General features: G+C 36.8%; 12 protein-coding genes. 5 read left to right on the top strand and 7 right to left on the bottom strand.

The genetic code is table 11. The features are described from left to right. The first annotated feature begins 35 nt into the window (after positions 1–35). From ACFO7M_RS05175 to ACFO7M_RS05165, 3 genes are all read left to right on the top strand, one after another. Positions 36–1,193: a vWA domain-containing protein gene (locus ACFO7M_RS05175; protein WP_379717400.1), complete on the top strand. Its 1,158-nt coding sequence runs from the start codon at positions 36–38 to the stop codon at positions 1,191–1,193. 120 nt (positions 1,194–1,313) lie between these two features. Further along, a complete protein-coding gene (locus ACFO7M_RS05170) occupies positions 1,314–2,936 on the top strand; it encodes a DUF4139 domain-containing protein (protein ID WP_379734399.1) in 1,623 nt (540 codons plus the stop codon). 64 nt (positions 2,937–3,000) lie between these two features. Further along, positions 3,001–4,380, top strand: coding sequence for a PQQ-dependent sugar dehydrogenase (locus ACFO7M_RS05165; protein ID WP_379734397.1), 1,380 nt, complete (start codon positions 3,001–3,003; stop codon positions 4,378–4,380). Here ACFO7M_RS05165 and ACFO7M_RS05160 read toward each other — a convergent pair whose 3' ends face one another. Beyond that, entirely contained in the window at positions 4,381–5,415 is a 1,035-nt protein-coding gene (locus ACFO7M_RS05160; protein WP_379717406.1) for an aldo/keto reductase, read from the bottom strand. Positions 5,416–5,557: 142 nt separating this feature from the next. Between ACFO7M_RS05160 and ACFO7M_RS05155 the strand changes: the two genes are divergently transcribed. Then, entirely contained in the window at positions 5,558–6,166 is a 609-nt protein-coding gene (locus ACFO7M_RS05155; RefSeq protein ID WP_379717408.1) for an LURP-one-related/scramblase family protein, read from the top strand. A gap of 57 nt (positions 6,167–6,223) precedes the next feature. Here ACFO7M_RS05155 and ACFO7M_RS05150 read toward each other — a convergent pair whose 3' ends face one another. Beyond that, positions 6,224–7,189, bottom strand: coding sequence for an OmpA family protein (locus ACFO7M_RS05150; protein ID WP_379717410.1), 966 nt, complete (start codon positions 7,187–7,189; stop codon positions 6,224–6,226). A 16-nt stretch (positions 7,190–7,205) separates the two neighbouring features. Further along, a complete protein-coding gene (locus ACFO7M_RS05145) occupies positions 7,206–7,967 on the bottom strand; it encodes an exodeoxyribonuclease III (RefSeq protein ID WP_379717412.1) in 762 nt (253 codons plus the stop codon). Between the two features lie 200 nt (positions 7,968–8,167). Between ACFO7M_RS05145 and ACFO7M_RS05140 the strand changes: the two genes are divergently transcribed. Further along, positions 8,168–10,003: a GNAT family N-acyltransferase gene (locus ACFO7M_RS05140; RefSeq protein ID WP_379717414.1), complete on the top strand. Its 1,836-nt coding sequence runs from the start codon at positions 8,168–8,170 to the stop codon at positions 10,001–10,003. A gap of 28 nt (positions 10,004–10,031) precedes the next feature. On the opposite strand, the gene ACFO7M_RS05135 is transcribed toward ACFO7M_RS05140, so the two are convergent. From ACFO7M_RS05135 to ACFO7M_RS05120, 4 genes are all read right to left on the bottom strand, one after another. Beyond that, positions 10,032–10,316: a TM2 domain-containing protein gene (locus ACFO7M_RS05135; RefSeq protein ID WP_379717416.1), complete on the bottom strand. Its 285-nt coding sequence runs from the start codon at positions 10,314–10,316 to the stop codon at positions 10,032–10,034. A 32-nt stretch (positions 10,317–10,348) separates the two neighbouring features. Further along, positions 10,349–10,738 (bottom strand): DUF805 domain-containing protein, encoded by a 390-nt coding sequence (locus ACFO7M_RS05130; RefSeq protein ID WP_379717418.1) that lies wholly within the window; start codon positions 10,736–10,738, stop codon positions 10,349–10,351. A gap of 70 nt (positions 10,739–10,808) precedes the next feature. Further along, a complete protein-coding gene (locus ACFO7M_RS05125; RefSeq protein ID WP_379734395.1) occupies positions 10,809–11,222 on the bottom strand; it encodes a DUF805 domain-containing protein in 414 nt (137 codons plus the stop codon). Positions 11,223–11,313: 91 nt separating this feature from the next. Then, entirely contained in the window at positions 11,314–11,736 is a 423-nt protein-coding gene (locus tag ACFO7M_RS05120) for a hypothetical protein (RefSeq protein ID WP_379734393.1), read from the bottom strand. Positions 11,737–11,788 lie beyond the last annotated feature (52 nt).

Below are 11,788 nucleotides of genomic sequence, written 5' to 3'. Positions count from 1 at the left end.
ATAATTTTGACTCATAATCTTAAAACAAAATTATCATGAAAACGTCAATCTTATTCACTACTGCATTATTAGCTACATCAATATCATTTGCTGCTTGCAATACCTCAACTGCAAAGCCAAAACATAGTAATACAACACAAGTAGCAGATGAAAACACCAAAATTCAAGTGGCTCTATTATTGGACACTTCCAATAGTATGGATGGTTTAATCGAGCAAGCCAAATCGCGCTTGTGGAATATTGTCAACACTTTAACTACTTTAAAATACAATGGAAAAACGCCCGATATAGAAATTGGTTTGTATGAATATGGAAATGATGGCCTTTCTGCTCAATCCAATTACATTAGACAAGTGACGCCTTTGACAACCGATTTGGATTTAATTTCCGAAAAATTATTTTCACTACGAACCAATGGCGGATCAGAATATTGTGGCGCAGTAATTTCGGATGCTACCCGACAATTGTCTTGGGGAAGAGACAACAACAATATGAAATTGATCTACATAGCAGGAAATGAACCTTTTAATCAAGGCGGAATCAACTACAAAGAAGCTATTAGCGATGCTCTACGCAGCGACATTTATGTGAATACTATTTTCTGCGGAAATCAAATGGAAGGGATTCAAACACTTTGGAAAGACGGTGCTGATGCCGGAAAAGGCAAATACTTCAATATCGATTCCAATCAGGCCGTGCAATACATTGTTACTCCATATGATGTTAGAATTTCAGAATGCAATGTTCGTATAAACGATACATACATTAGCTACGGAAGCATGGGCTATGAAAAGAAAATGAATCAAGTAACCCAAGATGCTAATGCCAAAGGAGTTTCTTCAGCAAATTATGCCGAAAGGGCGGTAAGCAAATCTAAAGCAGCCTATAAAAACGAAAGTTGGGATTTGGTAGACAGAGCGAAAAAAGACAAAGATGTTGTAGCCAAATTGAAAAAAGAAGAATTACCTCAAGAATTACAAAACAAATCAAAAGAAGAAATTCAAGTATATGTGGATAAAAAATCGAAAGAACGTGAAGCACTTCAAAACGAAATCAATGAATTGGGTAAAAAACGCCAGGCTTATATTGATACCGAAATGAAGAAAACCAAATCGCAGGACGATTTAGGAAATGCCATTAATACTTCGATCATAGGCTTTGCCAAAACAAAAGGATACACTGTAGAAAAATAAAGGGTTGATGATTGCCGCGAACCTGCTAATTTCTGAATAGGGCTGGAAATTACAGGTTTGCGGTTACTTTTTCCAACCTTTTTAACAAAACGAAACTCTTATCAGTATAAAAAAATCATTATGAAACAACTACTTACTTTTTTCTTGCTTTTGACTTCGGGTTATATGATGGCTCAAAAACCATTTTTCACCCAAGCAAAAATTAAGGCGGCAACTGTCTATTTTAATGCTGCCGAAATCACACAAACTGCGAATGTTACTCTTACAGCAGGAACCAGCGAAATTGTCATAAAGAATGTGGCCAACCAATTGAATGAAAATTCGGTTCAAATTGGTGCTCCGTCAAATATTACAGTGCTTTCAGTACAGTTTACCAACGATTACATTGCAGAATACGACATCGATGAAAATTCACCGGCAATCAAAAAAGTCAAAGACAGTATAGTGTTGGTTCAGAAGGAAATCAAGCGTATTGTCAATACCAAAAATGCAGAACAGAAAACTATCGAATTATTAGATAAAAATCAGCAGGTATTTGGACAGAATTCAGGTTTAAGCGTGACCGAATTAACCAAAATGGTCGATTATTATAAATCCAAAAGAACCGAAATCAGCAATACCATCAATACATTGGAAGAAAAAGAAATCAAACTAAATGAACTGCTGGCTCAACTCAACAATAAACTGGAAGTAGATACCAATAAGGAAGAAAAACTGTCTTCGGGAAAATTGGTTTTGCAGGTTATGAATACTTCGGCTGGTCCAGTTCCTTTAGAAATTTCATATCTGACGCAAAACGCAGGTTGGGCTCCATTTTATGATTTACGTGTCGAAAGTGTCAAAGAATCTATCAACATGATGTACAAAGCCCAAGTGGTACAAAATACGGGAATCGACTGGAAAAAAGTAAAGTTAACTTTGTCTTCCGGCAATCCGAACCAGAATAATCAGGCACCTCTTTTAAGTTCTTGGTTTTTGCGTTATGGTTATCCTGACTATGGTTATAAAAACAATCAAGTTGTAAATCAATTGAGAGGAAAAGTAGCTGGAGTAGCAATTAAAAATGCAGAAGCAGATGCAGCTCCTATGATGGAAGATAAATCCATTTCAAATTATACCACCATTGTGGAAAACCAACTCAACATTTCTTTTGATATTGATATTCCTTATGACATTTTATCCAATGGTAAAGCACACAGTGTTGCATTGAAAGAAATGAAAATACCCGCAACTTATAAATACTATGCAGCACCGAAAGCCGATAAAGAAGCATTTCTACTCGCTGAAATATCCGAATATGGTAAATACAATTTATTAAGAGGCGATGCCAATATTATTTTTGAAGGCATGTATGTAGGCAAAACGTATATCAATCCGGGGCAAACATCTGACACCTTGAATTTGAGTATGGGACGCGATAAAAAAGTAGCAATCAAGCGCGAAAAAGTAGTAGACAAATCGGGCACTAAATTCTTTTCGTCTAAAAAAGAACAAACGTTTACCTATGACATAACCCTTCGAAACAATAAAAAAGAGGCAATTGAAATGGTATTAAAAGATCAATATCCATTAAGTTCCGACAAAGAGATTGAAATTGAATTGGTACAAAAAGACGGAGCAAAGGTCAATCTTGAAACGGGAATACTCACTTGGGACATTAGTCTCAAACCAAACGAGACCAAAAAAATAAGAATCAGTTATGTGGTCAAATATCCTAAAGATAAAATCATTGAAAACTTATAAATACTATCCCGACAAAAAACGTCGGGATTTTTTTATAAATTTATGATAATCAAACTACTACACAATGAAAACTATCTTCCAACTCATCGCGCTATTTGTTCTTCAATTGAATTGTCATTCGCAATCGGGCGTTGTGCAACTGACCTCATTTGCTACTGGTTTCTCTTCTCCCATCGCCATTGCAAATTGCGGAGATTCCCGTCTGTTTGTTGCCGAACAAGATGGTATCATTAAAGTGGTTAACAGTAATGGCACAGTGAATCCTACTTCTTTTCTGAACATTACTACCTTGACTAATGCCAATGGAGAACAAGGACTCTTAGGAATGGCATTCCACCCCAATTATGCTTCAAATGGTTTTTTCTACGTCAATTACACCCGAATTAGTGATGGAGCTACCGTTGTAGCACGTTATACCGTTGATTCAGGAAACCCGAACAGTGCTAATCCTGCAAGTGCCACAATCCTACTTACCATAGCACAACCCTTTAGCAATCATAATGGCGGAACTTTAGCGTTTGGTCCCGACGGCTTTTTATATATTGGTATGGGCGATGGAGGAAGTGGAGGCGATCCTGGAAACAGAGCACAAAATACCACAGAATTATTAGGCAAAATGCTTCGAATTGATGTTATTTCGGGAAGTCCTTATTCAATTCCTTCCAATAATCCTTATGTTGGAGTAGCTGGTGCTGATGAAATTTGGGCAATTGGACTTCGGAATCCTTGGAAGTTTTCGTTCGACAAACAAACCGGAGATTTGTGGATAGCCGATGTCGGTCAGAATGTTTACGAAGAAATCAACAAAGCAGCATCAACCGAAGCCGGACTCAATTATGGTTGGCGTTGTTATGAAGGCAATACCGCTTATAACACATCGGGGTGTCCTGCCCAAGCCACCATGAAGTCGCCAGTAGCCGTTATTAATCATTCCAGTGGTGCTTGTTCGATAACCGGAGGCTATGTGTATCGTGGCACAACATATCCTAATTTTCAAGGCAAGTATTTTTTTTCCGATTACTGTCTGGCGAGAATTGGAATCGTGGACAATTTGAATACTGTTACTTTTTCTTCCACTTTTTCGGGCAATAATTTTGTCACTTTTGGAGAAGATGTAAGCGGTGAATTGTATGTTGCTTCCATTGGAAATGGCACGATTTACAAAATAATTGATAGTTCACTAAGTACAGAAGAACAAACCAAATCTCATTTTTCGATCTATCCGAATCCAGCTCAAGAAACCGTATTCATCAAGAAATCGGATACCAGTTTTCCAACCACTGTGGATGTATTTGATATAGATGGCAAATTGGTTCTACATCAGAAAACAGAAAACCTGTCAATTAACGCACTGAATACAGAACGTTTATCAACAGGTTTGTATTTTATGAAAATTAAAACCAATTCCGGATTAACACTTACCCATAAATTGGCTATCGAATAATTATGGCGCCGGATTCGGAATTGTTTCCTGAATTTTCTCAATTTGTTGTAAAACATCATCGGTCAAACGCACATCAAAAGCATTGATGTTTTCTTCCAATTGATCTAAATTCGTTGCACCGATAATAGTAGAAGTCACAAATTTTTGATGACGCACAAAAGCCAAAGACAATTCGGTTAATGTCAATCCTAAACCATGTGCCAATTCTTGGTACAATTGAGTTGCTTTGTAGCAATTCTCATTGGTATAACGCACAAAGTGAGGGAAAGTTCCCATACGTGAATTCTCAGGTGTTCCCTTCAAATATTTACCGGTTAAAAACCCGAAGGCTAAAGGTGAATACGCCAATAATCCTACATTTTCACGCATACAGATTTCAGATAAACCGACTTCAAATAAACGATTTAATAACGAAAACGGATTTTGAATGGTTGCAATTCTTGGTAAATTATGCTTTTCACTTTCATTTAGGAATTTCATTACGCCCCAGGGGTTTTCGTTTGAAACACCGATATGTTTTATTTTACCTTCTTTGATTAATCCGTCAAAAACAGTTAAGACTTCCAATACATTATCCTGCCATTTTTCGTCCAACTCGGAAACACCACGTTTTCCAAACATATTCATCACACGTTCCGGCCAGTGCATCTGATACAAATCAATATATTCGGTTTGCAGATTTTTCAAACTCAAATCGACCGCTTCGTGAATACTTTTTTTAGAAAAGTCCAAAGGTTTACGAATGTAACCCATACCTCGATTAGGACCGGCAATTTTAGTAGCTAAAACCACTTGATCTCTCTTTCCTGATTTTTTAAACCAAGAACCAATGTATCGTTCTGTACTACCAAAAATATGTTCGTTTCCTCCGATAGGATACATTTCGGCGGTATCAAAAAAATTGATACCTCTTTCGAAAGCATAGTCCATTTGTGCATGTGCTTCTACCTCCGAATTCTGATTACCGAAAGTCATGGTGCCCAAACAAATTTCTGAAACTTCTAAATTGGTATTGGGTAAAATAATTTGTCGCATGGTAATGATTTAAAGTCGTAAAATTTCAGAAAGCAAAGATACAATCTTGGGCATTAGATTTACCAACTTATTTCTGTAAATAGTGTAGCGGTTTTCTTCAAAAATTTGTAATATCGCATCCGAATAAAAAAAAACAAATAGCATGTCACAAGAATCTTTAATGATCCCTAAATTTTTTGAAAGCAATGATTATTTCATTGATGAAAATGTAAACTATTTCAAATTTGGAAATACCTACAAAGTATACAACAAAGAGGCAGAACAAGTGGGTATTATCCAACAGAACGTTTCAGGATGGCATAAATTTTTACGCTTGTTTTTAAACAAAGCTTTATTCCCTTTTACTTTGGAAGTGTACAACATGGACAATGACTTACAGGTTACTATCCATAGAGGCTGGACATTTTGGATGAGTAAAATTACGATTTCCGACGCCAAAGATGAAGTAATTGGTACTATCAAGCAAAAATTCAAATTATTCAAACCTACTTTTACCATTGCTAATGCAGCGGAAGAGAATATTGCTAAAATTACAGGCGACTGGAAAGCGTGGGATTTTAAAATTGTGAATGCCGAAGAGCAGCAAATTGGAACCATTAACAAAAAATGGGGTGGTGTAATGAAAGAGTTTTTTACGCGTGCTGATAAATACCATGCATCTATTGTACCGGAATATGCGGAAGACACCAATAAAATAGCTATTGTTTCTTGTGCGATTACCATCGACATGGTGATGAAAAACTTCAAATAACAAAATAAAAAAAAGGTTCAGCTTTACTGAACCTTTTTTTATGGATTTATAATGTCATTAAATTTCGTTTAATGCTTTTGATAATTCGTCCAATTTCGGAGTCAAAATGATTTCGATACGACGGTTTTTCGCTTTACCATCATTAGTATCGTTGCTCACAATCGGAGAATATTCGCTACGACCTGCTGCTGTCAGATTTTCTTTTTTCACTTTAGCATTTGCTGATAAAATGTTTACAATGGCAGTTGCTCTTTTGGTAGACAAATCCCAGTTGTTTTCAACACCACCAGTTAACGTTCCTGTAATTTTATCGTTGTCGGTATGTCCTTCAATCAAAACCGCAATTTCAGGATTGTCAGCTAAAACTTTCCCCACTAAATCAACCGCTTTTTTACCTTCGGCACCAACAGTCCAGCTACCCGATTCGAAAAGCAATTTATTTTCCATAGAAACATATACTTTCCCGTCTTTTTGTTGTACGGTTAATCCTTTACCTTCAAAAGCTTTTAATGATTTCGAAAGTGTTTCTTTCAATTTTTTCAGAGAAGCTTCTTTCGCAGCAATCAAACCTTCCAGTTCATTCACACGCTCAGAACGGTCTTTCAAATCGGCACTTAATTTCTCCAAACGGGCTTTTTCTGCAGCCAAAGCTTTTTCTTTAGCTTCCAGTTGAGCCAAAAGATCACGGTTTTTATCCATGTTGGTTTTTAATGCTTCACTGCTGTTTTTCTCCAAAGCATCGTACGAATCTTTCAATGCTTTTAAGCTATTGCTTGCCGCTGCATAATCAGAAGCCAATTTATTTCTCTCCGCGATTGTCTTTTCCAATTCACTTTTAAGGTTTGCATTGTCGTTTTCCAATTGCGTTTTGGAAGTTTTCAATCCTTCGTTTTCATCAGAAAGCGCGTTGCGTTCTTTCTTAAGTTCGGCGAACTTATTTTCTAAATCGGTATACATTTTTTTAGACACGCAAGACGTGCTTAATGCCAATACCAATAGTCCAAGGGAAACTCTTTTTATCATATGATGTGGTATTTATTTATTCAATTTCTACTAAGATGGGGCAATGGTCAGAATGTTTGGCTTCGGGTAGGATCAACGCTCTTTTCATTCTGTCTTTCATGGGTTGGGAAACCAGATTGTAATCGATTCTCCAACCTTTGTTATTTTCACGAGCATTGGCGCGGTACGACCACCAACTGTAGTTGTGCGGTTCTTTGTTGAAATGACGGAAACTATCAATGAATCCGGATTGCATAAAAGCATCGAGCCAAGCCCGTTCTTCTGGTAAAAACCCAGAAACTTTTGCATTCCTGATCGGATCATGAATATCGATGGCTTCGTGACAAATGTTGTAATCACCACCAATGATAAGATTAGGAACTTCTTTTTTCAACGTATTGATATACTCTTGGAAGTCATCCATGTATTTGAATTTGTGATCCAAGCGGTCGATATTGGTTCCCGAAGGCAGGTACAAACTCATCACCGAAAAATCTTCGAAATCCACACGCAAGTTACGTCCTTCATGGTCCATGTGTTCGATTCCGGTTCCGTACACTACGTTTTTCGGTTCCACTTTAGACAAAATGGCAACACCACTGTATCCTTTTTTTTGGGCAGGAAAATAATACTGATAAGGATACCCTGCCATTTCGATATCCATCATGGGAATTTGGTCATGTACTGCTTTGATTTCCTGTAGGCAGATGACATCCGGATTTGCAGCTTGCAACCAATCTAAAAAACCTTTAGTAATGGCCGCTCTTATTCCGTTTACATTGTAAGAAATGATTTTCATTAATTTGGCAATTCAATTTTTTCAAAAGTATTGAAAAAACATTCGTCAACAAACCAAAACCACCATTAAATGTTAACTAATTACAAACCAAATATTTAAATTAAAACCTGCTATTTTGTACAAGTTCTAATGTTAAATCTTTTTCCTAATTTACCATAAGTTTTTCTATCTTTGTGATTCGCTTAAAAATGATTGACTGAATGGGTTTAGTTACCGCAAAAGAAGTTGCCAAAGCAATTAATACGGATAAGTACGGAATTTTAGGTACTTTTTCCGGTTGGCTGTTAATGAAAGTACTTCAAATATCCACATTAAATAAAATATACAACCGTAATAAGGATCTTAAAGACGTCGAGTTTTTAAATGCTATTTTGGATGAATTCCAGATAAAGTTTGAAATTCCGGAAGAAGATTTAAAACGCTTACCGAAAGACGGAGCGTATATTACCATATCCAACCATCCACTGGGAGGTATTGACGGTATTTTATTACTGAAATTGATGTTGGAAAGAGAACCTAACTTCAAGATCATTGCCAATTTCCTATTGCATCGTATCGAACCGTTGAAGCCGTATATTATGCCGGTAAATCCTTTTGAAAATCATAAGGATGCCAAATCGAGTGTAATTGGATTGAAAGAAACATTTCGTCATTTAAGTGATGGCAAACCGTTGGGGATGTTCCCTGCCGGAGAAGTTTCTACTTACAAAGACGACAAATTGGTAGTAGACAAACAATGGGAAGAAGGCGCTATCAAAGTTATTCGTAAGGCACAGGTTCCTGTGGTTCCCATTTATTTCCATGCTAAAAATAGTAAGTTGTTTTACTTCTTGTCTAAAATTAGCGATACACTTCGTACGGCGAAATTACCTTCTGAGTTGTTAACACAGAAAGACCGCGTAATCAAAGTTCGTATTGGTAAACCGATTTCAGTTGCGGAACAAAACGAATACGAAACGATTGAAGAATACGCCGAGTTTTTGCGTAAAAAAACCTACATGTTATCGAATGCTTTTGAAAAGGAATCCAAGCTATTGCAGACTCCTATTTTAAAAGCACCGAGCAAGCCTGCCAAAACTATTGTTACCGGAGCCAATCAAGAAAAAATGATTGCCGAAGTGGATAAACTTCGCAACCAGGATGCCCGTTTGTTACAAAGTAAGAATTACGAAGTCTTTTTGACTTCTGCTGATGAAATCCCTAACATCTTACATGAAATCGGTCGTTTGCGTGAGATCACGTTCCGAGAAGTGGGTGAAGGAACCAATGAATCGATAGATATTGACAAGTTTGACAAATACTACCACCATATGTTTTTATGGGACGATGAAAGCAAACAGATTGCTGGAGCGTATCGTATGGGATTGGGTAGTCAGATTTATGCAAAGTATGGTATCAACGGATTTTATCTTCAGGACTTGTTCCGATTTGAACCGGAATTGTATGACATGATGAGCAAATCCATTGAAATGGGTCGTGCTTTCATTCGTTCGGAATACCAGCAAAAACCGATGCCTTTGTTCCTATTATGGAAAGGTATCGTACATACTACATTACGTTATCCGGAACATAAGTTTTTAATTGGCGGTGTGAGTATCAGTAATCAGTTTTCCGATTTTTCGAAGTCGTTGATGATTGAATTCATGAAGTCACACTATTATGATCCTTATATTGCGCAGTACGTGCATCCGAAGAAGGAGTTCAGAGTGAAGTTAAAAGATGCGGACAAAGATTTCATCTTTAATGAAACGGAAGCCGATTTGAATAAGTTCGACAAGATTATTGACGAAGTGGAACCGGGGAATTTACGTTTACCGGTATTGATTAAGAAATACATCAAGCAGAATGCCCGAGTGGTAGCTTTCAATGTGGATCCTTTGTTTAATAATGCGGTAGACGGTTTGATGTACATCCGAATTGCGGATTTACCAGAAAGCACAGTGAAGCCGGTTATGGAAGAGTTTCAAGCTGAATTGGAACGCAAACTAGAAGAGCAAAAAGAACAACAAAATACAACTAAAAAAGCCGAGGAATAATCCCCGGCTTTTTTTAATACCTTTTCTATTAGAACCATGCTTTTTTGTTGGCTTGGTACGTTTGGTAAAATTCATCGTCTGATTTGGTCAAGTAGATGATTCCTTCGATGAATCCTAAAATACTACCTGCTCCACACGTTACAACTGTAATTCCGATTTGAATTAATCCTTCGTTTGTGTATCCTAAAATAAATTTATGCACTCCGAATCCTCCGAATAAAATCCCCATTACACCCGCTAATACTTTTTTGTTTTCTTGTGGTGCTTGTGGCGTTGGGTTATTCCACTCTTCTGTTGGTCTTGATGTTTCCATTAGTTATTAATTATTGTTTATTATTTATTTGATTATTCGTTTCCGATTTCGTTTACTTCATTTAGAACCGCTTTTGGATCTTCTCCCCAAGCATTCGCTCCTTTTTCACCTTCAGTAAGCGCTAAAATCAAGCTGTAAATTGGCACTAACAAGAACCAACCGCTTTTACCTACATCGTGCATTCTTCTTACACCAACAGCTAATCCAGGAATCATTGTTGCCAAAGAGAATAACATTGCAATTGCATAAAAAATCATTCCCACTCCTAAGTTATCCATTGCAGCAAATACACCGAACAAAATATAACATACTATTGTGATAAGAAATTGAGTCAAAAAGAAATACCAATACTCACTTCTTCTTGCTCTTCCTTTGAAATTAGCATAGTTTTCAAAAACTACTTTTTTAAACCATTGAATCATAACATTTTGTTTTAGTTAGTTAATTCCTACTCTGTTTTGGATTTTCGGTACCTCCATTATTCATTATGTATTATTGTTCTTGTCCTATTTCGTCGATTTCATCTATCGGTTTTTTGGGATCAGGACCATACCTATTCGTTCCAGTTATACCATTGGTACAGGCAAAGACAAACAGTATAAAGGCTCCTACATATGGGATTATATTTATCAAATAAAACCATCCACTCACGTTTACATCATGAAGGCGACGGATAGTCACCGCTACACTAGGTATAAAAGTTAGTAATAAATATACACCAAGTAGTGCGACAAAAAAACCATTAGGTTCCTTTCCACCAGACAAAACTCCACCAATAAGAACCACTAGAATCATGATTGAAACATGAACCAAGGTAAAGTACCAATACTCTTTTCTTCTGGCTCTACCATTAAAATTTGCATAGTTATTAAACACTACTTCCTTATACCAATCGAACACATTCATTTCAACAACTACTTCCTTTTTTGATTTAATTTTATTCCTTTTTAATGGGTGTGCAATATAAAAATTTATACGAAAATTTTCACTTTTATTTTCACACCCGGTGAGGTTCTACATCATGAAGGTGGTGTGCCTTTTTGTACAATATAGTAGTCGCCATTATTAACACTATTCCTTCGAAGGTAAAAACCGACATGGCGTCTATTTTTCCGGAGATGTAGGTACAACCTAATCCGAAGATAACCAATCCGATGCCTAAAATTAATACTTGCACTCTTGCTTTGTGGCTTCCGATGAGAATATGACTTGCGAGAATAAGTAAATTCAATCCGGAGAGTAGCATCATAATCGACGAATACAACCAAATCATTCGCATGCCGTTGGCAGCAGGTTCCTGTATTACCCCTTTTTCAATGTATTCCATCACGTCTTTCATCCCCAAGAAAGCGTGCGGAAAGAAACTCAGTACCGACAATACCCCTATGGCCAGCACCAAATAATACGAAGCTTTATTCATTGTTTAGTTTTTTAGTAGTGCTAAATGTAGTAAAATATTCCTTACAACACTG

The organism is Flavobacterium sp. GCM10023249 (genome assembly GCF_042653365.1).
Taxonomy (GTDB): Bacteria; Bacteroidota; Bacteroidia; order Flavobacteriales; family Flavobacteriaceae; genus Flavobacterium.
This window is presented reverse-complemented; position numbering and strand designations above follow the sequence as displayed.